We start from the raw sequence: 23177 nt of genomic DNA, 5'->3' as shown, positions 1-23177 counted from the left end.
CGCTATCCGCGAGGGCCGAGCCCGCTTATTCTGCGGGCTCGTTCTCGGTGCTGGCGGGGCGCCCGAGGAAGCCTTCCTTGTCGGCCTGAACGGCGCGCAGGTGTTCTTCGGCTTCGGTGGCCTCGCGCTGGCGGTTCCACATCTGGGCGTAGAGGCCATCGCGCATCAGCAGGTCCGGATGGCGCCCGCGTTCGGCGATCTGGCCGTCGCGCAGCACGATGATCTCGTCGGCATTGATGACCGTGGAGAGCCGGTGGGCGATGACGACGGTGGTACGGTTCTTGGAGACCGCGTCGAGGGCCGACTGGATGTCGCGCTCGGTCTTGGTGTCGAGGGCCGAAGTCGCCTCGTCCAGCACAAGGATCGGGGGTGCCTTGAGGATGGTGCGGGCGATGGCGACGCGCTGCTTCTCGCCGCCGGAGAGCTTGAGTCCGCGTTCGCCGACCGGCGTGTCGTAGCCGCGCGGCAGGGATTCGATGAACTCGCCGATCTGGGCCATGCGGGCGGCCTGGCGCACTTCCTCGTCGGTAGCGTCGGGCCGGCCGTAGCGGATGTTGTAGGCGATGGTGTCGTTAAAGAGCACCGTGTCCTGCGGCACCATGCCGATGGCCGAGCGCAGCGAATTCTGCGTGATGTCGCGCACGTCCTGCCCATCGATGGTCACGGCCCCGCTCGAGACGTCGTAGAAGCGGTAGAGCAGGCGCGAAATGGTCGACTTGCCGGCGCCCGAAGGGCCGACGACGGCGATGGTCTTGCCGGCGGGAACCTCGAAGCTCACGCCCTTCAGGATCGGGCGGTCGTGGTCGTACTGGAAGTGCACATCATCGAACCGGATCACCGGACCGGTGATCGCGAGCGGACGGGCATCAGGCTTGTCGACGATTTCCGGATCCTGGTCGAGCAGCTTGAACATCTCTTCGATGTCGGTCAGCCCCTGCCGGATTTCGCGATAGACGAAGCCGATCATGTTGAGCGGCCGGTAGATCTGCATCAGGAAGGTGTTGAGCAGCACGAAATCGCCCATGGTGAGGCGCCCGTTGAGCACGCCGACAATGGACATGGCGGCCATGATGGTGAGGCCGACATAGAAGATCACCGCCTGGCCGAAGTTGAGGACGCCCAGCGAGTTCCAGATGCGGATGGCCGAGCGCTCGTAGGTCGCCATCGAAGCATCGAAGCGGCGCGCCTCGAGGTCTTCGTTGTTGAAATATTTGACCGTCTCGAAGTTGAGCAGGCTGTCGATCGCCTTGGAGTTGGCGTCGGTATCGGAGTTGTTCATGTCGCGGCGGATGGCAATGCGCCAGTTGCTCGCCTTGATGGTGAACCACAGATAGAGCCAGATGGTGACGATCAGCACGCCCAGGTAGCTGATGCCGAAGATCGATATGAAGACCACGCCCACGATCACGAACTCGACCAGTGTCGGGGCCGTGTTGAGCATGGTGAAGCGGACGATGGTTTCGATGCCCTTGGTGCCGCGCTCGATGACACGGGAGAGCCCACCCGTGCGCCGCTGCAGGTGGAAGCGGAGCGAGAGGCGGTGGAGGTGGTTGAAGGTCTGGAAGGCCAGCGTACGCACCGCGTTCTGGCCGACGCTGGCAAAGAGCACGTCGCGCAATTGCTGGAAGCCGGCGTCGACGATGTTGGCGATGCCGTAGGCGATGACCAGCACGATGGGAACCGCCAGGCCCATGATGAGCGCTTGGTTGCCGCCCGTCTGCCCGAGGGCATCGATGATGCCCTTGTAGGCAAAGGGCGCGAGCGTGGTGGCGACCTTGGACACCAGCAGCGCGCCAATGGCGAGCACCACGCGCATCTTGAGGTCGGGGCGGCCGGCGGGCCACATGTATCCCCACAGATTGCGGACAGTGGAGAGCAGCGAGCCCTCCTCGGCGCTGACCCGGGGCTTCTTGCGAGACATTTCTGGAGAAGACATCAAACCGCTTCCGGTAACCGTTGCGGGGCCTGCGTCAGTGTGGCCAGAAGGCCGCCGCAGGCGGTGTTGACTGCGTCAAGCCGGTCGGTGCGGAGCGAATAGCAGTTCCGCGTACCCTTGGCCTGGCGTTCGATCAGGCCGGCATCGAGCAGCACCTTGATGTGCTGGGACACCGTCGACTGCGCCAGCGGCAGGCACTGGGTTACGTCGGTGCAGCAGCAATCGTTCTGCGCACTGAGAATGCGCAAGATCGATAGCCGCACCGGGTGTCCCAGCGCGCGCAACATGGCGGCCAGATCGTCGTCCTGCATGATCGGATTTTTCATCGTTAAATTACGATAGAAGAAGGCTTCGGGGTTCGCAAGTTAGAACTATACCAAACTGGACGATTTCCAAAGCGAAAGGCCCCGCACATGCGGGGCCTTGAACAGGATCGAAACGTCGGAACTAGGGCTGTTTGTCGTCGGGCAGGTCAAAGACCTGGCCCGGGTAGATCAGGTCCGGATCGCGGATCTGGGTGACGTTGGCCTCATAGATCGTGGTGTACTTGATGCCTTTGCCGTAGACGCGGCGGGCAATGGTCCACAGGTTATCGCCCGAGCGGATGATCGCCCTGCCCGAGGCAAAGCGCTGACCCTCCGGATCGTTGCCGACGGCCACGCCGATCATGGTGGGGATATCGGACTGCGCCGGGGTCTCGGCGACCTGGGCAGGAGCCGTTTCGGCCGGCGCGGTTTCGGTGCCGGGAGCGGCAGCCGCGGTTTCGGTCGGCGCTGCCGCCTCGGTGGCCGGTTCAGCATCGCTGGACGACGAAGCGGCAGCCGCAGATTGATCGGCGGGCGCTGCAACGCTCGTGGAGTCCTGGGCGTCCGCCGCGGGCGCGGCCGGAGTTGCAGTCGCGGGCGGCTGGGCCTCGGCTACGGCGACCGGCGCTTCGGGAGCATTGGGCAGTTGCACTTCGAAATTGACCTCGGCGCGCGATACAACCTCGGACGTGCCCGGGCGCAGGACGTCGACGCGCACGATCTGGGCCGACTTGCTCAGCACGTTTTCGGTGGTCTCGACCAGCCAGCGGCCGCCGCGCACGAGGCTATCGGCAATGAAGCGGTCATCGACATAGAGGCGTACCGTGGCGCCATCCGGCCCGGCACCGGCGAAGAAGTTGCGGTTCCCATCGATCTCGATGGCATCGATGCTCGGGGCCACGGCGGCGACGGCACCGGGTTCGGGCGTCGCGGCGGCAGCGGGCTCCTCGGCCTTGGCAACCTGAGTTTCTGCGGCGGCAGGAACGGTCGCCTCGGGAGTGGGCTGATCGGTCGCAGGCGCCTGCGGCGTTGCCGCTGCGACCGTCGCGGGCGCATCAGGCTGGCTGGCCTCAACAGGCGTGGCGGCCGGCGTCGCGGCGCTATCGGTGGACGGCGCCGGTTCGGCGGCAACGGCAGGCTGATCGGCTGCCGGCTGGCCCGCAGCGGGCTGCTCGGTCGTCGGCTGCTGGGCCGGGGCCGCTTCCGGCCTGTTGAAAGCGGAGGGCGCGGTGGAGTTGCCGGCGGTTTCGCTGGCGACCGGATGGGCCGGCGCCGGCGTTTCGGCATTGGCCACCTGCATGGACGGCTCGCTGCCGGCCTTGGCGAGGCCCTGGAGCACTTCGCTGGCCTTGCCCGGGGCGCTGGCCACGACCAGAGGTTCGTTCTTGTGCTCCGGATCGATGACCACCACGAAGGACTGGCTCGAGCGATCCTTGCCACCGGCTTCGCCGACGGTCAGTTCAACGCCGCCATCGGGCAGCGGCTTTTCGGGCACGAGAACCCAGTCCCCGCTCGGCTCGACCTTGGCCTTGCCGATCGGAGCGTCATTGGAGAACACTTCCACTTCCGTGCCCGGCTTACCGCTACCGGCGATGACGACCGAGCCATCGGGCTCGGCACGCAGCAGGCCGAAGGTCGGGGTGATGATGTCGGGAATGTTGGCTGGCAGGCCCGTGTCGGGTGTCTCGGTCGTCGGAGGGACGGCCGTCTGCGCGGTGTCCGCCGCAGGCGGGGTCGTCTCTGCCACAGCGACCGGAGCCGGCTTGGGCAGGATGCCGATATCGGAGAGCTTACCGGAGAAGCAGGCGCCAAAACCTTCGGGACTGCCGGAACAGGTCAGGATCGTGGGGCCTGTCAGTACCCCCGCAATAATGACCAACGTGGCGACTGCCGCACCGACGGTGACGGCAAGGGGACGTTTCGGGGCGGTCTCGGCCAGTTTAGCCTCCAAGGGGTTCGCAGACGCAAATGCGCCTACAAACCGGGTTGTCGCGAAAGTCCGATTACGCCGGAATCTGGGCCGGTGCCTCGGTTTTCAACAGTTTATAGGTGATTGACTCATATAACGCCTCAAATGAGGCATCAATGATGTTGGGGGACACCCCGACAGTATACCAGCGCTCCCCGGTGCCATCCCTGCTTTCGACCAGTACACGGGTGACCGCGCCCGTGCCGCCGTCCAGAATACGGACCTTGAAGTCGACCAGTTCGAGGTCCCCGATCTGGTCGGAATACTTGCCCAGATCCTTGCGCAGCGCGAGGTCGAGCGCATTGATGGGGCCGTTGCCTTCCGCGACGGACATCAGCAGGTCATCGCCCACCCGGATCTTGACCACCGCCTCGGTGACCGCGATCTGCTCGCCACGGGCGTTGTGGCGACGCTCGACGCTGGTGCGGTAATTCTCGACATCGAAGAATTCGGGCAGCATTCCCAAGGTCTTGCGCGCCAGGAGCACGAAGGAGGCGTCGGCGCCGTCGTAGGAATAGCCGCGTGCCTCGCGCTCCTTGACGTGCCGCAGGAGCGTATCGAGCCGCGGGTCGTCCTTGGCCAGTTCGATGCCGTGGCGCTTGAGCGTGATGAGAAGGTTGGACTTGCCGGCCTGCTGGGACACCATCACCGAACGCTCGTTGCCGACGCTTTCGGGCGGCACGTGCTCGTAGGTCGAGGGGTCCTTGGCCAGGGCGGAGGCGTGGATGCCGGCCTTGGTGGCGAAGGCGGACGAGCCGACATAGGGCGCCTGGCGGCTGGGGGCGCGGTTCAACAATTCGTCAAACGTGCGGGAGATGCGGGTGATGTCGTGCAGGCGCGCCGCGTCGATGCCGATCTCGAACCGGTCGGCAAAGCCGGGCTTGAGCGCCAGGGTGGGGATGATGGTCATCAGGTTGGCGTTGCCGCAGCGCTCGCCGATGCCGTTGAGCGTGCCCTGGATGTGGCGAACGCCGGCGCGCACGGCCGCCAGCGTGTTGGCGACGGCCTGGCCGGTGTCATCGTGTGCGTGGATGCCGAGACGCGCGTGGTCGACGGGGAGCGCGCGCACGATGTCCTCGATCTCGAACGGCATGGTGCCGCCATTGGTGTCGCACAGGACGACCCAGCGGGCGCCGGCCTGCAGCGCCGTCTCGACGAAACTGGCGGCGTAGCCGGGATTGGACTTGTAGCCGTCGAAGAAATGTTCGGCATCGACGAGAACTTCCTTGCCCGCCTCTACGCCGGCCTTGATGGTCTCGGCCAGCGCCGCGAGGTTTTCCTCGGGCGTGATGCCGAGCGCGAGCACGACCTGCTGGTCCCAGGCCTTGGCGACGAAGCAGGTGGCATCGGCACGGCTGTCGAGCAGAGCCTGCACGCCCGGATCGTTACCCACCGAGCGCCCCGCCCGCTTGGTCATGCCGAAGGCGGTGAAGGTGGCCCGGCGCGTACGCTTCTGGGAGAAGAACTCTGTGTCCACAACGTTGGCGCCCGGATAGCCGCCCTCGATGTAGTCGACACCAAGATCCTCAAGGAGTGCGGTGACCGAAATCTTGTCCTCGAGCGAGAATTCGATGCCGGCCGTCTGGGCGCCATCGCGCAGGGTGGTGTCGAAGAGGTAGAGGCGTTCTTTGGTCATCAAGCTTCAGCCCTGGGGCTGCCAGTTGTCGGTGTCGCGGTCGGGATGCTGGAAGGACTTGAGGATCGCCAGCATGTTGCGCTCCTCGTCGGTCGAGCCGAGGTCCTCGGGCGTCAGGGTATCGAGGTTGTCCATCACAGGGTGGCGGTTTTCGCGCGCGAATTCGATGGTCGGGACGATCTCGTTGACCCGGTCGAAGGCGCCGATGGCAAGCGCGGGATTGCCGTCCCCGACCTGATAGGTCAGCGGGGTGCCGCACTTGTTGCAGAAGCCGCGCTGCACGGCCTGCGAGCTACGGAAGAGCGTGGGCTTGCCACGTGTCCACTCGACCGGGGACTTGAAGCTCGCAAAGGGCGCCATCAGGTTGCCGAAGGCCTTCTGGCACATGCGGCAGTTGCAGATCGAGGCGTGGTGGACGGGCCCCTCGACGCGGAAGCGCACGGCGCCGCACTGGCAGCCGCCCGAAAAGCTTTCGCTCATGGCTTGTCCCCTTCGCGGTGGGTATCGTGATCCGGATGCTGAAAGCTGACGATGTCGGTGTAGAAGGCCTCAGCCTCGGGGGCGCGGCGATGGACCGGCAACGCGGCCAGCCCGTCGAAGAACGGCAGCTTGTCGGCGTGGTTCACCTGGATGAGGGGGGCGGCAACCTCGGGATGATCGAAGGCGCCGATCGCCAGTTCGACGGTCGGCTCGCCATCGACCTCATAGGTCAGCGGGGTGCCGCAGTCGGCGCAGAAGCCGCGCTGCACCTTGTTGGAGCTGCGGAAGCGCTTGGGTTCGCCCCGGGTCCAGACGACGTCATAGGCTGTCGCCAACGGCCCGAAGAAACTGCCGAAGGCCTTCTGGCACATGCGGCAGTGGCAAATGGACGGACGACCGAGCCGGCCGGCGCGAAAGCGCACCGCGCCGCATTGGCAGCCGCCGGTCAGGCTTTCACTCGGGGTCATGGCAGACAGCCTCGATGTTGTGCCCGTCCGGATCCAGCACGAAGGCGCCGTAGTAATTGGCGTGGTAGTGCGGGCGCGGCCCGGGAGCGCCGTTGTCGGTGCCGCCCATCGACAGGGCTACCGAATAGAAGGCATTGACCTCGGCATGGCTGCGCGCCCGGAAGGCAAGATGGGCGTCGCCGCGAACCTGCTTGCCCGAGTGCAGCCAGAAGGTGGCGCGATCCACGCCGTACCCGGCGATGCGTCTGTCCCCGAAAGTCCAGTCGGCAAGCAGCTTGATCCCGAGCGTCCCAAGGGCCTCGGTATAGAAGGCCTTGGACTTATCGAAGTCGGTTGCCGACAGGCCGACATGGTCGATGATGGCGCTCATGGCAGGAGATCCCGAGGAGGAACGAAGGTGGGGTGGCGCAGGGTCATCGCTTGACTTCCCAGCGCGTGCGGCGTTCGCCGGTTTCGGCGTCCTTGTAGTCCATCAGTTGAACGCCCTGCCCGGCCAGTTCGGCGCGGATGCGGTCGGCCTCGGCGAAGTCCTTGCCGTTGAGCGCGGCGAGGCGCGCGGCAACGAGGGCTTCCGTGCCGGCGTCGACCACGGTTTCGCGCAGAACCTTGATGCCGAGCAGGTCGGCAATGGCGAGACCGGCGGCGGGCTGGCCATCATCGACGATGAGCCGGTGCAGGCGCCGGATCGCTCCGGGGGTATCGAGATCGTCGGCCAGCGCCGCGAGGGCTTCGGGGTCGATATCGGCAGCCGGCGTGTGTCCCTTGGCGAAGCGCTCCCATTTCTCGAGGAGCTGGGTGGCTTCCTCGAGCCGCGCCAGGGAGAAATCGATGGGCTCGCGATAATGGGTCATGAGCATGGCTAGGCGCAGCACCTCACCGGGCCATTTTCGACCGCCGAACATTTCGGTGTCGAGCAGGTCGTGGATGGTGACGAAGTTGCCCAGGCTCTTGGACATCTTCTGGCCTTCCACCTGCACGAAGCCGTTGTGCATCCAGACATTGGCCATCGCGTGGCTGCCGTGGGCGCAACGGGACTGAGCGATCTCGTTCTCGTGGTGCGGGAAGATGAGGTCGAGCCCGCCCCCGTGAATGTCGAAGGTGCGCCCGAGGTAGCGCTCGCTCATGGCCGAGCACTCGATGTGCCAGCCCGGGCGGCCGCGCCCCCAGGGGCTCTGCCAGCCGGGTTCCTCGCTCGAGGACTGCTTCCAGAGCACGAAGTCGGCCGGATTGCGCTTGTGGCTTTCCACCGCCACGCGGGCGCCGGCGAGCTGGTCCTCGAGATTGCGACCTGAGAGCTGGCCGTAGTCAGGCATGGAATCGACGGCGAACAGCACTTCGCCCTTGGCCTCGTAGGCGTGGCTGCGTTCGATCAGCGCCTTGATAAGAGCCTGCATCTCATCGATGTTTTCTGTGGCGCGCGGCTGCACTGTCGGCTCGAGCGCGCCCAGGGCGGCGGTATCGGCCTGGTACTGGGCGGCGGTCTTTTCGGTGACCTTGCGGATGGCCTCGTTGAGCGGCAGGCCCGGGAAGTCACGCGCGGCACGGGCATTGATCTTGTCGTCCACGTCCGTGATGTTACGCACGTAGGTCACGTGTTCGGCGCCATAGACATGGCGCAACAGGCGGAACAGCACGTCGAAGACGATGACAGGGCGGGCATTGCCGATATGGGCAAAGTCGTAGACCGTCGGGCCGCACACGTACATGCGCACATTGTCCGGATCGAGCGGGACGAAGTCCTGCTTGGAGCGGGTGAGCGTATTGTAGAGGCGCAGTCGAGTGTCTTGAGCCGAAGCCATGAGTATTCCTGCCACAGAACGGATTTCACGCGGGCGCGGACTCTTCGGTAGTCAGGATTTTAGGTGAAGAAAACCGCGCCGCGCCCGATGGGTTAGCGGATAATAATGCAGTCGATAATGCAGATTGCGTTGACGGTTTTCATGGCGCGCATGTTTGACCCCGAACGGAGCGGAAATCAAGCTGTTTCAACGTTGGTAGAGAGCCACGCGCTGGTCGATGCTGCCGACCACCGGGGTTCCGGCGGAATCGACAATCGCGATGGTCACGCGATCGCCCTCCTTGAGGAACGGGGTGCGCGCCTTGCCGTATTTGAGCTTTTCGACCGCGCGCGCCTCGGCGATGCAGGAAAAGCCGATGCCGTCGCGCTTGATCGGGGGCACTTCATCGTGACGGTTGGTGACCGTGCCGGAGCCGACGATGGTGCCGGCGATCAGGCGGCGCGTTTCGCTGGCCGCGGCGATGAGGTCGGCAAAGTCGAAATGCATGTCGACACCGGCGTCGGGCTGGCCGAAGAAAGCGTCGTTGACCGTGACGCGCAGCTTGAGGTGGAGCTTGTTGTCGTGCCAGGCTGTGCCGAACTCATCGGGGGTGGCGACAACCGGCCCGAAGGCGGTGGAAGGCTTGGAGTGGAAGAAGCCGAAACCGTTCTGCAGGTCGTCGGCCACGAGCCGGCGCAGCGAGACGTCGTTGCACACCGTGATGAGGCGAATCTCGGCGGCGGCTTCCGCGCGGGTGGCGCGCATGAGGACCGGTCCGGTGATAACCGCAATCTCGGCCTCGAAATCCACCGCCAGGCTATCGTCGCTGACGAGGATAGGTTCGGTGGCACCCAGCAGCGAATCGGAACCGCCCTGATAGAGCAGCGGGCGGGCCGATTGCAGCTCGGCATCCTTGCTGCCCGCGAGCGTGCGCACGCGTTCGAGGTGGCTGAGGTAGCCCGACCCGTCGATCCAGGAATAGGCGCGCGGCAGCGGCGCAAGCGCCAGGCCGGGGTCGAAGGCTTGCGCGGCGATCGCGCCTGAATTGAGGGCGCGGCTCAGCTCGGCAAGCGCGGGAGCGCTGGTCTCCCAGGTGTCCAGCGCCGCCTGCAGGTGAGGCGCTATCTTGCCCGCAGAGACGCAGCGGGTGAGGTCACCCGAGACGACGACGAGCTGCCCATCGGGTCGGCCGTTGCGGAGTGTTGCGAGCTTCATGCGGGGACTTCTCGGCGCTTTGAGGTGACAGCGGCAGCGCTATTGGCTAACCACGGGTGGGCATAGTGCTGTGCTTGTCTGTCGGTTTCCTTAAGCAGCCGCGGTTTTGGCACAATCCAACATTAGCCGTCCACGGAGTTAGGCACCCGGGCATGCAGGTTTCAATGAAAAACGCGATCCGCTTATTCGCCTTGTTCGCGGCGATGGCTGTGGGCGCGGTACTGGACGTCACCGAGGCCTATGCCCAGGCCAATGCCTGTTCGCAGCTGCAGCGACAGTTGAGCCAGCTCGAACGCAACAACGATTTCCGGCTCGGCCAGAGCAATTCGGAGCAGGCGCGGATCGTGGCCGGCCAGGTGCAGGATGCCGAAAGCGCCTATGTGCGCACGGGCTGCAACGCAGCCGCCAAGGCGGGCCAGCAACTCACCCGGGAATGCCAGGCGCTGGCGCGGACCATCATCAAGGGCCGCCAGCAGCGCGACGAGTTGACCAACTCGGTCAACACCGCCGCGGCGGTCAGCCAGCAGCGCGAAACCGTGCTGCAGGAAATGATGCGCTTCGGCTGCAATTCCGGCTCGCAGGCCACGGTCACCCAGCAGGACAACACCAATCGTGGCGGCCTCTTCGATCGCCTCTTTGGCGGCTACACCAACCAGCAGGGCCAGTTCACCGAAGGCGACATCGTAGGCGACCAGTATACCGGCATGGGCTACGGCACCATCCGCACGGTGTGCGTGCGCAAGAGCGACGGTTACTTCTGGCCGATCAGCTATTCCACCCTGCCCGATTACCTGGGCCAGGACGCCTACCAGTGCCAGGAGACCTGCCCCGGCACGCCGGTAGACCTCTACTATTACAAGAACCCCGGCCAGGAGCCAGAGCAGATGGTGAACCTGGATGGCTCGGCCTATGCCTCGATGCCGTTCGCCTTTGCCTATCGCAAGCAGGTGGACCTGACGGCCTCATGCAACGCAGCGCCTGCGCAGGGCTCGGTCTCGGTGATGGGAGCGGGAGGCGACGGGCAAGACGCGCAATCGGTGGTCAACTTCGCCGACCTTGGGTTTCCGATGCCCAAGCGCGATCCACGGCGCGGCCAGCAGGTTACCACGCTCGCCCCCGTTCAGATGGCCAGCATCGCTTCGGTGAACGTTCCCCTGCCCCGCCGCCGTCCCGGCACGGTCGCGCCGACGGTAACCGCCCAGCCGGCAGAGGCCGGCGAGCGAATTATTCATTTCGGGGACAAGACCGTCAGGATAGTCGGTCCTGACACACCCTACGCCCAAGTAACGGCAGCAGCGCCTTGAGCTCGGGGCCGTCGTGACGGCCCGTCAGAGCCATGCGCAGCGGCAGGAACAGTGACTTGCCCTTGCGGCCAGTCCTTTCCTTGAGCGCGTTGGTCCAGAGGATCCAGGTGGCCTCGTCCCAGGGCTCGGCAGGCAGCATGTCGCGGGCCAGGTCGATGAACTCGCGATCTTCAGGCTCGATGATCGGCACGACCGGGCCAGAGATCAGTTTGGACCACTCCTGGATGTCCGAAAATCTATTCAAATTTTGCCGATTGGCGAGCCAAAGCGGCTCGCTGGCCAGCCCCAGTTCCTCGAGGCGTGGCCGCGCCAGCTCATAGGGCATGGCGTGGAGGATGCGGGCGTTAAGCGAATCCAGTTCGGCCGGATCGAAGCGCGCCGAGCCGTGCGAGATCATGGAGAGTTCGAGCCGGGAGGCGATGGCGTCGAGGCTCTCGTAGGGCTCGATGGGGAGCGAGGTGCCGGTCAGGGCCGCCATTTCGGCAACCGCCAGCGACTCGTAGCCCTGCTCGCGCAGATCGGAGAGCGACAGCGAACCCAGGCGCTTTGAAAAGCCCTGGCCCTCGGCATCGGTGAGCAGGTTGTGGTGGGCGAAAAACGGCACCTTGCCGCCCAGCGCCTCGAAGATCTCGATCTGGGTACCGGTGTTGGACACATGGTCCTCGCCCCGGATCACATGAGTGATGCCCAGGTCGATGTCGTCGACCACCGAGGGGAGCGTGTAAAGAAACGAGCCGTCCTCGCGCACCAGCACCGGATCGGACATCGAGGCGGTATTGACGGTCTGCTCGCCCTTGATGAGGTCGGTGAAATGGACCGGCTTGCCATCGAGCTTGAAACGCCAGTGCGGCTTGCGCCCTTCCCCTTCGAGCCTGGCGCGATCCTCCGCGGTCAGGCGAAGCGCGGCACGATCGTAGATCGGGGGCTTGCCCATGGCGCGGGCGCGCTTGCGACGGCGGTCCAGTTCGTCTTCAGTTTCGTAGGCGGGGTAGAGGCGCCCACTCTCGATGAGCTTGAGCTTGGCGGTTTCGTAAAGGGCAGTCCGTTCGGACTGGCGGACCAGAGCGTCGGGCACGATGCCGAGCCAGGCGAGGTCGCGCTCGATGCCGTCGGCAAACTCGCGGGTCGAGCGGGCGGTATCGGTGTCGTCCATCCGCAGGATGTAGGTGCCCGAATGCGAGCGAGCGAAGAACCAGTTGAGCAAGGCGGGGCGCGCGTTGCCCAGGTGGAGCCGACCCGTGGGGGACGGCGCGTAGCGGACGGTGGTCAATTGATGTTCCCGCTATCGTCGCGATAGCCGTTGGTGATCGGGTATTTACGGCCGAGGCCCAGCGCCTTGGCGGTCAGCTTGACGCCAGGGGCGGACTGTCGGCGCTTGTATTCGGCGATGTAGAGCAGCTTTTCGATGCGCTTGACGGTCTCGAGCTCGAAGCCACGCGCCACCAGTTCCTTGATCGAAAGCTCCTCCTCGACAAATCCCTCAAGGATGGCGTCGAGCACCGGATAGGGCGGCAGGCTGTCCTGGTCGGTCTGGTTGGGACGCAGCTCGGCGCTGGGGGCCTTGTCGATGATCGCTTGCGGAATGACTTCGCCGCGCTGCCCCAGCACATTGCCGGGCAGGTTTTCGTTGCGCCAGCGGGCCAGCCGGTAGACCTGCATCTTGAGCATGTCCTTGAGCGGATTGAAGCCGCCGTTCATGTCACCGTAGATCGTGGCGTAGCCGACCGACATCTCGGACTTGTTGCCGGTGGTGAGCAGCATCGAGCCGAACTTGTTGGAAACCGCCATGAGCACCAGGCCGCGCATGCGCGACTGGATGTTCTCCTCGGTGAGGTCCTGCGGCTTGTTGCCGAAGACGGGCGCTAGCTCCTCGAGCGCATCGTCGACGGGGGCGCCGATGGAGACGATGTCGTAGCGCACCCCGAGCCGTTCGGCGCAATCCTTTGCGTCGCGCAGGCTCTCCTCGGAGGTGTAGCGGTAAGGGAGCATCAGGCAGTGGACGTTTTCCGGACCGAGCGCGTCGACGGCCATGGTGGCGACCACGGCACTGTCGATGCCACCGGAGAGGCCGAGCACCACCTGCTTGAAGCCGTTCTTGTAGACATAGTCGCGCAAGCCGAGGATGCAGGCGCGCCAGGGCGCCTCGTCGCTCGACACCAGCGGCACGACCTGCCCGTTCCCGCAACGCCAGCCGTTGTCGGTGTGCACCCAATCGCTGACGATGAAATCTTCCTCGAAGGATTTTCCCTGCAGGGCGAGGCGCCCGCCGGGCTCGATGGCGAAGGAGGCGCCGTCGAAGACAAGCTCATCCTGCCCGCCCACCTGGTTGAGGTAGATCAAGGGGACATTGTCTTCATTGACACGCGCCAGCACCAGTTCCTTGCGCATGTCCTGCTTGTTGCGCCAATAGGGCGAGCCATTGGGGCAGAGCAGCAGGCGCGCGCCGTTATCGACCAGGTGCTCGCAAACGTCTGCGTGCCAGATGTCCTCGCAGATTGGGATACCGATCGAGACGCCCTTGATCGTGACCGGCTCGGCGAGGTCGCCCGGCACGAAGTAGCGCCGTTCGTAAAAAACGTCGTCGTTGGGCAGTTCGCGCTTGAAGCGGCGGGCGGTGACGCGCCCGTTCTCTGCCAGGATCACGGCGTTGCGCAGCCCTTCCTCGTCGCGCCATACGGTCGGCAGCACGAGGCTGACATTGGTACCGGCGGTCGCGGCGGTGAGCTCGCGCGCAGCGGCGATGGCGTCATCCACGAACTGGCGCTTGAAGAACAGGTCCTCGGGGAAATACCCGGTGAGGAACAGTTCGGAAAACATCAGGATATCGGCCTTCGCCTCGACGGCATCGGCCAATGCCTTGCGCCCCAGGGCAAGGTTGCCCTTGAGGTCGCCAACCTTGGGATTGAGCTGCGCAAGGGCGATACGGAGGCGATCTGTCACGGAAAACGGCCCGGGTTCAAAGACGGCAAAGACTTATCCGCTCACCCCGGCAAGGGCAAGCGGATGCGGAAACGCGAGGGATGCAGGAACAATCCCGGCCCTAGAACTTGTAGGTAAGTTCGGCGAGCAGGCCGTAGCGGAAAGCGGAAACCCAGGATTTGCCGATGAAGCCCTGGCGACCTGCAGTGTCAGAAATGGCCTCGTAGGTGTAGTCGAGGTTACCCCCGACATACCAGGCACGTGCGCCGGCGCGGATGGCCATGTTCTCGATGGGCTTGACGCCGACCATTACCTCGCCCATGGCGCCATAGCCCCAGCCGCTCACATTGGTGGCGGAGGCCTGGTAGTAGGTGTTGCCGCCATAGTTGAACGGCGAAATCGAGCCGGTGCCGAGCGTGCCCGACATCCAAGCGTATGGAATGGCCGCGACTTCCGCGGTGACGTCGAACATGCCGAAATCGGCGCGTCCGGCCAGACCCAGCCGCAGCGCGCTGATGTCGAGATTGTTGACGGCGCTGTCGAAGGCATTGGGGTTGCCGCTGCCATCGAGGCTCACGACGAACGGGCCACGCCCCATCTCAGGCGAGTCATTCCAGTACTGGTAGCCCAGGAAGCCGTAGACGCCATTGCCGCCGGGAGCCCAGCCGAAGGGTGACCAGCCGAAATCGGCACCGGCATAGGCAACGCGCCCTGCCTCGATCGAGCCGGGAGCGTTGGCGCCGATCTGATAGTTGCCGTTGATGACGGTGGAGTAGCCAGCCAGGCCTTTCACGTAGCTCTGGGTCGAGTAGTCGTCGATCCGCAAATGACCTTCGACGATGCTGGTCCGATCATCGGAGTTGAGCTGCCCACTGCCGAGATCGGCCTTCTGCTGGCCCCAGGAATACCAGTAGCGCAGGCCCGCTTCGAAGCCGAGGGGCTCGTAGGTATCGAAATTGTCGGGGTAGCTGGGGCGGAACCCGTCCGGATAGTCCGCCGCTAGGGCCGGCGCCGCGGCGCAAAGCGCGAAAGCTGACAAGGCAAGGGCTGGGACCAAACGATACATGGCGTCCTCCGGCTCGCCGCCCCCATGGCGGTCTCCCGTACACTCCATTCATCGCCCATTAGGGTTAATGTTGTACTAAGTCGCTGAAAGCGCTGGCCCGCCGTCCCATTCGAGCACGTGTGAGGCGACCTCGAAGCATCCGTTCACAGATTTTCAGTAACTATTGTTTTCAATCTTAGTGAATTGAGCGTTCATCGTTGCAACCATATCGCTGAGTCGCGGGTTGGGCGGCTGAAAGTGAATGAAGATGCAAAAACAACCTGAGCATACTGCTGAACGCGTGATGGTGGTGGAGGACGAAATTCTCGTCGCCATCGAGATCGAAAGCGTTCTGGACGAAATGGGCCTGACGCCCGTCGGCATCGCCGCCGACAAGGCTGGTGCCTTGCGCATTGCCGAAAAGGCCGACATCGCGCTGGTGGACATCAACCTGCGCGATGGCGCGACCGGTCCCCATATCGGGCGTGAACTGGCCGAGCGCGGCATCACCGTGCTGTTCATGACAGCCAATCCCGAGCAATTGGGCAAAGGCGTTCCAGGCACCCTTGGCGTGCTGACCAAACCCGTCGCGGATACCGAGCTGCGCCAGGCTATTCGTTACGCCGTGGCCCGGCGCGTCGCCGAGCACGACATTCCGCCGCGCAGCCTGCAACTCTTCGAGTCGGCGGCCTAGGCGCCGCGCCACCCGGGCGCGGCAACCCTACCCTCCTCAGAGACCAGCGATCTTGGCCGGGCGAGCCGGCTGGGCGTGGATTTCCTCGGCGACGAGGAAGGCCAGTTCCAGGGCCTGGCTGGCGTTGAGGCGCGGGTCGCAATAGGTGTGGTAGCGATCCTTGAGGTTCGCCTCGGTCACGGCCGAAACGCCGCCGGTGCATTCGGTCACGTCGTCACCGGTCATCTCGATATGCACGCCGCCGGCATAGGTGCCCATCTCGCGATGGACATCGAAGAACGACTTCACCTCGTCGAGCACCTTGTCGAACTGGCGGGTCTTGTAGCCGTTGGAGGCCTTGACGGTATTGCCGTGCATGGGATCGGAGCACCAGACGACCGTCCGGCCGGCCTTCTTGACCGTCTCGATGAGGCGCGGAAGGTTGTCGCGCACCTTGTCGGCGCCGAAACGTCCGATGAGGGTGATGCGGCCAGCCTCGTCGCTGGGGTTGAGCTTGTCGAGGAGGCGCAGTAGGTCATCGCTGGAAAGCGAGGGGCCGCACTTGATGCCGATCGGGTTCTTGATGCCCGAGAAGTACTCGACATGGGCCTGGTCGGGCTGGCGCGTGCGGTCGCCGATCCAGAGCATGTGGCCGGAGGTGGCGTACCAGTCATTGGTGATCGAGTCACGACGGGTCAGGGCCTGCTCGTAGCCGAGCAGCAGCGCCTCGTGGCTGGTATAGAACTTGGTCTCGCGCAGGGCCGGCGTGTTGTCGGGGTTGAGGCCGAGCGCCGCCATGAAGTGGATGGCGTCATCGATCTTCTGGGCCACTTCCTCGTAGCGCGGGAACCAGTTGGAGCCTTTCATGAAGCCGACGGTCCATTCGTGGACGCGGGTCAGGTCGGCATAGCCGCCCGAGGCGAAGGCGCGCAGGAGGTTGAGCGTGGCGGCCGACTGACGATAGGCCATCAGCAGGCGCTGCGGATCGGGCCGGCGCGCCTCTTCGTTAAAAGCGATGTCGTGGATGATGTCGCCGCGATAGCTGGGCAGCGAAACGCCATCGACTGTTTCCGTATCGGCCGAGCGCGGCTTGGCGAACTGGCCGGCGATGCGGCCAACCTTGACCACGGGCTTGCTGCCGCCGTGAGTCAGGACCACCGCCATCTGCAGGAACACGCGGAAGAAGTCGCGGATGTGATCGGCACCGTGCTCGGCAAAGCTTTCGGCGCAGTCACCGCCCTGGAGCAGGAAGGCATTGCCGCGCGCGACTTCGGCCAGCGAGGCCTTCAACTCGCGCGCTTCGCCAGCGAACACCAGCGGCGGGAACGAAGCGAGCTGGCGCTCTGCGTCTTCAAGTGCCGCCGGGTCCGGATAGGCCGGGACCTGCGAGATGGTTTTGTTGCGCCAGCTTGCGGGGGTCCAGGTGCTCATTTGCTGCTAACTCGCCTTGCTTGGCCCCTCACGAGGGCCGGGATGGCGGTTTACAGCGACAAGGCGGCGGTGCCAAGCAGCAATTGGTAGTGTGAAGGCGCTAGACCTTCACACAATCCTTGTAGCGGTAGGTCGGTGCCTTGAAGGTCACCAGTTCCTCGGCCGCGGTGGGATGCACGGCGATCGCGCGGTCGAAATCGGCCTTGGTGGCCCCCATCGCCATGGGAATGGCAACAAGCTGGATCATCTCCGCGGCGCTCGGCCCCACGATATGGACGCCCAGCACCTTGCCGCCATTGGCGGCGGTGATGAGCTTCATCATGACGCGCTCGCTGCGGGTGGAGAGGGTGTTCATCATCGGCCGGAAACGGGTGACATAGACCTCAAGATCCGGGTGGCCGGTCAGGGCCTCTTCTTCGGTCAGCCCGATAACTCCGACCTCCGGCTCGGCAAAGACGGCGGTGGGCAGGAGCGAAAGATCGACCGAAGTGGGGTTGCCGCCGAAGATCGTTTCGGCAAAGGCCTGGCCCTCGCGGATGGCGACAGGGGTCAGGGCAGCGCGGCCCGTGACGTCGCCCACCGCGTAGATGCTGTCTACTGAAGTCTTGGAGAAGGAATCCACCGAAATGAAGTTGTCGGGCGTCATGGCCACGCCGGCCTTGTCCAGACCGAGCCCATGAATGTTCGCCCGGCGACCGGTCGCGAACATCACGGCGCCATAGGGCGCGGTGGTGCCATCGCTGAACTCGACCACGACGTCGTTATCGTGCCGCTTGAGGGAGCGGATGGTGGTCTCGTAGATGAGCTTGATGCCCCGCGCTTCCAGGCCCGCCTCCAGGCTCGTGCGCACATCGGCATCAAAGCCGCGCAGGATCTGGTTGCCGCGATAGTTGATCGTTGTCTGGACGCCCAGGCCAGCGAAGATGGTGGCAAACTCGACCGCGATATAGCCACCGCCTTCGATGAGGATGGAGTGCGGCAGGCGCTTGAGATGGAAGGCCTCGTTGGAGGTGATGCCATGCTCCTTGCCCGGAATATCGGGGACGTAGGGGTGCCCGCCGGTGGCGATCAGGATGTATTTGGCCGAAAGGTCCCTGCCTTCGTTGACCAGACGCACGGTGTTGGCATCTACCAGTACGCCGCGATCCCGGATGATCTCGACACCGGGCTTTTCGAGCCCGGCAACATAGGCCGCCTCGAGGCGTGCGATTTCCTTGTCCTTGTTGGCGACCAGGGTCGGCCAATCGAACTTGGCGTCGACCTGCCAGCCGAAGCTCTCGGCCACCGAGAACATGTCGGTGAAGCGGCTGGCATAGACGAACAGCTTCTTGGGAACGCAGCCGCGGATCACGCAGGTGCCGCCGACCCGATATTCCTCGATGATGGCAACCTTGGCGCCCAGGTTGGCCGCGATGCGCGCCGCGCGTACTCCGCCGGAGCCTGCACCAATCACGACGAGATCATAGGTCTGGCTCAAGGGTCGACTCCTGCTTGCGACAATGGTGCCCTTACATAAGAAAAGGCCCCGCACAAAGCGAGGCCTTCATCAGTCGCATATGGCAGCAATGCAGCCAGATCAGAGATTGACGCCCTGAGCCTTCAGTTCGGCGCGGACCTTGGCCATGAATTCGATCTGCAGGTTGTTCTGGAAGACCTGCATGACCTTCTGGAGGTCCTGGTTGGCTTCGGCATTGACCTGGGCGAGCTTGGAGCCCGCCGGAGACTCGTAGAAAGCTACGATCTGCTGGAGTTCTTCCATCGACAGGCGCAGCGCATAGATGCGCGCGAACTGGTCGAGCAGTTCGCCCTTCTTGGCCTTGTATTCGTCCAGGGTCTTGGTGATGGCGGCGTCGAGCTGCTTGGAAACTTCCGGGTTCTGCACGATGAGCTGACGCATCACCTGCACGCCGGTCTCGAGCAGGGCGACCTCGTAGACCGAGGACTTGTCCGTGAGGTCGACATACTTGCGGGCGAGAGCGAGATGCTCGGGCGCCAGTTCCTGCGCGGCGGCCGGCAGGGCGGTAAAGGCGATAGAGGCCAGCGACAGCGCGGCCACCAAAACGAGCGCGGCGCGCTTACGGAAACTGGTCATTGCGTTGTTACCCATGTTGAGTTGTTCCACCCATTGGTTGCGCCGTCAGGCGTCGTAAGTCTTGATCCCGTCGGCTCCGGCGACGTAGGCGCGCTTGCACAGGCCCAGGAAAAGGCCATGCTGCACCACACCGGGCACCTCCAGCAAGGCATCGGAGAGCGCTTTTGGCTGCGAAATACGGCCAAAAGAAGCATCGAAAATGTAGTGCCCGCCGTCGGTAACGAAGGTTTTTCCCGCCTTGTCGTGTCGCAAGGACAGCCCGCCCTCGGCATCGAATTCCTTGAGGATGCGGGTCAGCTCGATCTGCGTGGCGCCAAGGCCGAAGGGATTGACCTCGATCGGCAAGGGAAAACGGCCGAGCGTGTCGACGAGTTTGGTCGCGTCGGCGATGACCACCATGCGATCGGAGGCCGCGGCAACGATCTTTTCGCGCAGCAACGCTCCGCCGCCGCCCTTGATGAGCGCCAGGCCGGGCCCGATTTCGTCGGCGCCATCAACGGTCATGTCGAGATGGGGCAGGCTTTCAAGGTCGGTGAGCGGGATATTGAGGCTGCGGGCTTGGGCCGCGGTGGCTTCGGAGGTCGGCACGCAGAGGCACTCGAAGCCCTGGGCGACCTTGGCGCCGAGCAAATCCACGAAATGCCTGGCGGTCGAACCAGTGCCCAACCCCAGCTTCATCCCGGGCCGCACCTCGAGCAGCGCCATGGCGGCCGCTTCGCGCTTCAGATCTTCGTTCACGGGACCCCCGCTTTCGCTGCTTTCAAGCATGGCTGCTAGAAGGCCCGCAAGCCCCTGTCAACCGCGGCGTTCACGCCGTGGTGAACGTCATCTGTAACTTCCTAGCAACACACGTCTTTGTAACCTTACCGGGATGTGGCCGAATCGTGGCATGCACTTTGCGACTTCACCCGAAACCGGGTAAGCAACCGGAATCACTGGCCCTCGCGTGTAGACGCGGCGGCTTTACTGTCAGAGGCACAGTCAGACAAATGAATTCCTTGAAGACCGTCATAGCAGTTGCGCTGTCGGCTTTGCTGAGTATTTCCCTGGTCGCCCCGGTTTCCGCGGCTCGTATCTACAACCCCGATACCAATACCTGGGAAGATGCATCGGTCGTTGCGACCAGAAGCAAACGCGGCTCGCCGATCAAGCGCGAGGTCGTTTCTTACAGCGGCAAGTACGCGCCCGGGACCATTGTTGTTGAGACGTCCGAGCGCCGCCTTTACTTCGTCTTGGACGGCGGCAAGGCCGTGAAGTATGGCATCGGCGTGGGCCGTGACGGCTTCCGCTGGTCCGGTACGCACCGGATCACCCGCAAGGCCGAGTGGCCCGGCTGGACCCCGCCCCCGGCCATGCGCAAGCGCGTTCCCGACCTGCCGGCCTACATGCCCGGCGGCCCGAACAACCCGCTCGGCGCCCGTGCTCTCTACATCGGCTCGACGCTCTACCGCCTCCATGGCACTTCGGAGCCCTGGACCATCGGGCAGGCCGTGTCGTCCGGCTGCATTCGCCTCACCAATGATGACGTGACCGATCTCTACGAGCGCGCCAAGGTCGGCGCCACGGTGGTCGTGCACCAGTAAGCTTAGTCAAACACCGGAATTTGCAGGGCTGGCCTTTGGGCCGGCCCTTTCTGTTTGTTGCGACGCACGATAGAAATGCAGCCATGACGGTTCTTTTCAAATCGGCAGATATCGAAAGCGTCCCGAAGCGCGCCCTCGTGGATCGCTATGGCCGCACGATCAGCTACCTGCGCGTATCGGTGACCGATCGCTGCGACTTCCGCTGCGTCTACTGCATGTCCGAGCACATGACGTTCCTGCCCAAGAAGGACGTCCTGAGTTTTGAAGAGATCGACACGATTGTCGCCGCGTTCGTCGCGCGTGGCGTGCGCAAGGTCCGCCTAACCGGCGGCGAGCCGCTGGTCAGGCGCGATATCATGGCGCTGGTCGACAAGCTCGGCGGCTATATTGGCGCCGACGGGTTGCAGGAGCTGACGCTGACCACCAATGGCAGCCAGCTTTCCCGTTACGCCGAGGGGCTGCATCGAGCCGGTGTTCGGCGGATCAACGTCTCGCTCGACACGCTCGACCCCGAGCGGTTCGCGGCCATCACGCGGCGCGGGCGAATGGAGGATGTGCTCGAAGGCCTCCAGGCTGCCGGCGCGGCTGGCATCGCCATCAAGATCAACATGGTGGCCATGCGCGGGGTCAACGATGACGAGATCGAGCCCATGCTGCATTGGGCGCATTCGCGCGGCTATGGATTGACCCTGATCGAAGGGATGCCACTGGGCGAAGTCGGCGTGGACCGCGTCGACCAATACCTGCCGCTAAAGGAACTGCGCGACCGGCTGGCCGCTCGCTACACCCTTACCAAGCTCGACCAGACGACCGGAGGCCCGGCCCGTTACGTCAGAGTGGAGGAAACGGGTGGCGTGCTGGGCTTCATCACGCCGATGAGCCACAATTTTTGTGAGAGCTGCAATCGGGTGCGCCTGACGGCCACTGGCCAGCTCTTCATGTGCCTGGGGCAGGAAGATATGGTCGACCTGCGGCTGGCGCTGCGCGAAGGCGGCCCCGAAGCGCTCGATACGGCGCTCGACCGGGCGATGCTACTCAAGCCCAAGGGCCACGACTTCGTGCTCGACCGCGCCCATGGCGAGCCGGCCCTCAAGCGCCACATGAGCGTTACGGGCGGCTGACCCTACTCGTCGCTGACGATGGCGAATTCGAGCGGCAGGGCGGTGGTGTACTTGATCTGCTCCATGGCGAAAGAAGAGCTGACATCGGTCAGCGCGATCTTGCCGATAAGCTTCTTGTAGAAGGTGTCGTACGCTCCAATGTCGGGCACCACGACCCGCAGCAGGTAATCGACGTCCCCGCTCATGCGGTAGAACTCGACGACCTCGGAGAAATCCTCCACCACGGCGGCGAACTTGCGCAGCCAGGTTTCGTTGTGCTCGTTGGTCTTGACGGCAACGAAGACGGTGACGCCGGCATTGACCTTGGCCGGGTCGAGGACCGCGACGCGACGCTTGATGACCCCGTCTTCTTCCATCTTCTGGATGCGACGCCAGCAGGGGGTAGTGGACAGGCCGACCTTGCGGCCGATTTCCGCCACCGGCATGGTCGCATCCTTTTGAAGAAGCGTCAGAATCTTGCGATCGATCTTATCCAGCGCCATTACAGCCCCCGAAATCAGTTTGCGAATTTTGGAAAGAAATTCGTGATTATTGGCATGACACGTACTGCACGGGCGGTATCAAAGCAATAATCTTTCGCCTGTCAATTCCCCAGCCAGGACAGGAGCCAGCCACGGAGATCGAACGCGGGCTCCTCGGCGCCCTTGTCCTTGCGCCATTTCTGAGGCGTTTCGAAGGATCCGGCCCAGATACCGCGCCGGTCGATACGGGCCAGCGTTTCGCGTACCTTGTAGTCATCGTAGGAAACAGCGAACCCCGCTTCGATCATGGCGGCGCCGAGATCCGCACCGCCAGCCTCGCAGCGCCCTAGCACCCGCCCATACTTGTCGCGCCCTTCGGATGCGCAGGTGACCGGAGCCTTGCCGATGAGCGCGACGAGGTGTTCGCGCGCTTCCCTGCCGCAGCGCCACGCGCTGCCAGCCTTGTCGGTGCACGTCTGGTCGAGTTCGGGCGCATCGATGCCCACGATGCGAACGCGTTGGCCATTGATTGAGATGGTGTCGCCATCGCTGACATGAGCCTGACCGGCCAGCCCGCCGCCCGAGCGATCGAGCAGCGCTACGAGGACAGCCCCGCCCGCCAGGATCGCGACCACCATGAGGAACTGAAGAAGCCCACCTCGGCGTGATCTCAAATTGCGACTTGGGGCCAATCTTTCACCGACCATTAACTACGACGTGGCAAGGCTTTACCCCACAGTAGCGAAAGCGTTTCTTATTCGC

General features: G+C 64.2%; 22 protein-coding genes. 4 read left to right on the top strand and 18 right to left on the bottom strand.

Annotated features, from left to right (window positions below; genetic code table 11):
• Window positions 1-25 precede the first annotated feature (25 nt).
• From FNA67_RS06940 to FNA67_RS06900, 9 genes are all read right to left on the bottom strand, one after another.
• The gene (locus FNA67_RS06940) at window positions 26-1936 is read right to left on the bottom strand and encodes an ABCB family ABC transporter ATP-binding protein/permease (RefSeq protein WP_049704503.1); all 1911 of its coding nucleotides are present in this window, start codon (window positions 1934-1936) and stop codon (window positions 26-28) included.
• Complete coding sequence (locus FNA67_RS06935; protein WP_049704502.1) at window positions 1936-2262, bottom strand: ArsR/SmtB family transcription factor; 327 nt, start codon at window positions 2260-2262, stop codon at window positions 1936-1938. The genes FNA67_RS06940 and FNA67_RS06935 overlap by 1 nt, the downstream gene beginning before the upstream one ends.
• Before the next feature lie 121 nt (window positions 2263-2383).
• Window positions 2384-4192 (bottom strand): LysM peptidoglycan-binding domain-containing protein, encoded by a 1809-nt coding sequence (locus FNA67_RS06930; RefSeq protein ID WP_147655510.1) that lies wholly within the window; start codon window positions 4190-4192, stop codon window positions 2384-2386.
• A gap of 52 nt (window positions 4193-4244) precedes the next feature.
• The gene (gene cimA / locus FNA67_RS06925) at window positions 4245-5846 is read right to left on the bottom strand and encodes a citramalate synthase (protein WP_147655509.1); all 1602 of its coding nucleotides are present in this window, start codon (window positions 5844-5846) and stop codon (window positions 4245-4247) included.
• A gap of 6 nt (window positions 5847-5852) precedes the next feature.
• Complete coding sequence (locus FNA67_RS06920; protein ID WP_147655508.1) at window positions 5853-6326, bottom strand: GFA family protein; 474 nt, start codon at window positions 6324-6326, stop codon at window positions 5853-5855.
• Complete coding sequence (locus tag FNA67_RS06915) at window positions 6323-6793, bottom strand: GFA family protein (protein WP_147655507.1); 471 nt, start codon at window positions 6791-6793, stop codon at window positions 6323-6325. The genes FNA67_RS06920 and FNA67_RS06915 overlap by 4 nt, the downstream gene beginning before the upstream one ends.
• Complete coding sequence (locus tag FNA67_RS06910; protein ID WP_049707887.1) at window positions 6780-7154, bottom strand: VOC family protein; 375 nt, start codon at window positions 7152-7154, stop codon at window positions 6780-6782. Before FNA67_RS06910 ends, FNA67_RS06915 begins: the two co-directional genes overlap by 14 nt.
• A 52-nt stretch (window positions 7155-7206) precedes the next feature.
• A complete protein-coding gene (gene cysS / locus FNA67_RS06905; protein WP_147655506.1) occupies window positions 7207-8592 on the bottom strand; it encodes a cysteine--tRNA ligase in 1386 nt (461 codons plus the stop codon).
• A 186-nt stretch (window positions 8593-8778) separates the two neighbouring features.
• Window positions 8779-9786, bottom strand: coding sequence for a fumarylacetoacetate hydrolase family protein (locus FNA67_RS06900; protein WP_147655505.1), 1008 nt, complete (start codon window positions 9784-9786; stop codon window positions 8779-8781).
• A 164-nt stretch (window positions 9787-9950) separates the two neighbouring features.
• Here FNA67_RS06900 and FNA67_RS06895 point away from each other — a divergent pair, with 164 nt between their 5' ends.
• A complete protein-coding gene (locus tag FNA67_RS06895) occupies window positions 9951-11090 on the top strand; it encodes a DUF2865 domain-containing protein (RefSeq protein WP_170267240.1) in 1140 nt (379 codons plus the stop codon).
• Here FNA67_RS06895 and FNA67_RS06890 read toward each other — a convergent pair.
• The 3 genes from FNA67_RS06890 to FNA67_RS06880 all read right to left on the bottom strand — a co-directional run bounded on the left by FNA67_RS06890 (window position 11035) and on the right by FNA67_RS06880 (window position 15075).
• Window positions 11035-12360 (bottom strand): glutamate--tRNA ligase, encoded by a 1326-nt coding sequence (locus tag FNA67_RS06890; protein ID WP_147655503.1) that lies wholly within the window; start codon window positions 12358-12360, stop codon window positions 11035-11037. The genes FNA67_RS06895 and FNA67_RS06890 overlap by 56 nt on opposite strands.
• A complete protein-coding gene (locus FNA67_RS06885; protein ID WP_147655502.1) occupies window positions 12357-14030 on the bottom strand; it encodes an NAD+ synthase in 1674 nt (557 codons plus the stop codon). The genes FNA67_RS06890 and FNA67_RS06885 overlap by 4 nt, the downstream gene beginning before the upstream one ends.
• Before the next feature lie 100 nt (window positions 14031-14130).
• Complete coding sequence (locus tag FNA67_RS06880) at window positions 14131-15075, bottom strand: hypothetical protein (protein WP_147655501.1); 945 nt, start codon at window positions 15073-15075, stop codon at window positions 14131-14133.
• A gap of 247 nt (window positions 15076-15322) precedes the next feature.
• On the opposite strand from FNA67_RS06880, the gene FNA67_RS06875 reads away from it, so the two are divergent.
• Entirely contained in the window at window positions 15323-15748 is a 426-nt protein-coding gene (locus FNA67_RS06875) for a response regulator (protein ID WP_244616510.1), read from the top strand.
• A gap of 36 nt (window positions 15749-15784) precedes the next feature.
• Here FNA67_RS06875 and FNA67_RS06870 read toward each other — a convergent pair whose 3' ends face one another.
• From FNA67_RS06870 to rpiA, 4 genes are all read right to left on the bottom strand, one after another.
• Window positions 15785-17158: a class II 3-deoxy-7-phosphoheptulonate synthase gene (locus tag FNA67_RS06870; RefSeq protein ID WP_049704491.1), complete on the bottom strand. Its 1374-nt coding sequence runs from the start codon at window positions 17156-17158 to the stop codon at window positions 15785-15787.
• Window positions 17159-17258: 100 nt separating this feature from the next.
• Window positions 17259-18635 (bottom strand): glutathione-disulfide reductase, encoded by a 1377-nt coding sequence (gene gor / locus FNA67_RS06865; RefSeq protein ID WP_147655499.1) that lies wholly within the window; start codon window positions 18633-18635, stop codon window positions 17259-17261.
• Window positions 18636-18734: 99 nt separating this feature from the next.
• Window positions 18735-19250: a DUF2059 domain-containing protein gene (locus FNA67_RS06860; protein ID WP_049704489.1), complete on the bottom strand. Its 516-nt coding sequence runs from the start codon at window positions 19248-19250 to the stop codon at window positions 18735-18737.
• A gap of 45 nt (window positions 19251-19295) precedes the next feature.
• The gene (rpiA, locus tag FNA67_RS06855; RefSeq protein ID WP_147655498.1) at window positions 19296-20018 is read right to left on the bottom strand and encodes a ribose-5-phosphate isomerase RpiA; all 723 of its coding nucleotides are present in this window, start codon (window positions 20016-20018) and stop codon (window positions 19296-19298) included.
• A 221-nt stretch (window positions 20019-20239) separates the two neighbouring features.
• On the opposite strand from rpiA, the gene FNA67_RS06850 reads away from it, so the two are divergent.
• Complete coding sequence (locus FNA67_RS06850) at window positions 20240-20833, top strand: L,D-transpeptidase (RefSeq protein WP_049704488.1); 594 nt, start codon at window positions 20240-20242, stop codon at window positions 20831-20833.
• 83 nt (window positions 20834-20916) lie between these two features.
• Window positions 20917-21954: a GTP 3',8-cyclase MoaA gene (gene moaA, locus FNA67_RS06845; protein WP_147655497.1), complete on the top strand. Its 1038-nt coding sequence runs from the start codon at window positions 20917-20919 to the stop codon at window positions 21952-21954.
• 2 nt (window positions 21955-21956) lie between these two features.
• On the opposite strand, the gene FNA67_RS06840 is transcribed toward moaA, so the two are convergent.
• A complete protein-coding gene (locus tag FNA67_RS06840) occupies window positions 21957-22430 on the bottom strand; it encodes an Lrp/AsnC family transcriptional regulator (RefSeq protein WP_049707884.1) in 474 nt (157 codons plus the stop codon).
• A gap of 107 nt (window positions 22431-22537) precedes the next feature.
• Entirely contained in the window at window positions 22538-23053 is a 516-nt protein-coding gene (locus FNA67_RS06835) for a thermonuclease family protein (RefSeq protein WP_170267239.1), read from the bottom strand.
• Between the last annotated feature and the right edge of the window lie 124 nt (window positions 23054-23177).

This window comes from Youhaiella tibetensis (genome assembly GCF_008000755.1).
GTDB lineage: Bacteria > Pseudomonadota > Alphaproteobacteria > Rhizobiales > Devosiaceae > Paradevosia > Paradevosia tibetensis.
This window is presented reverse-complemented; position numbering and strand designations above follow the sequence as displayed.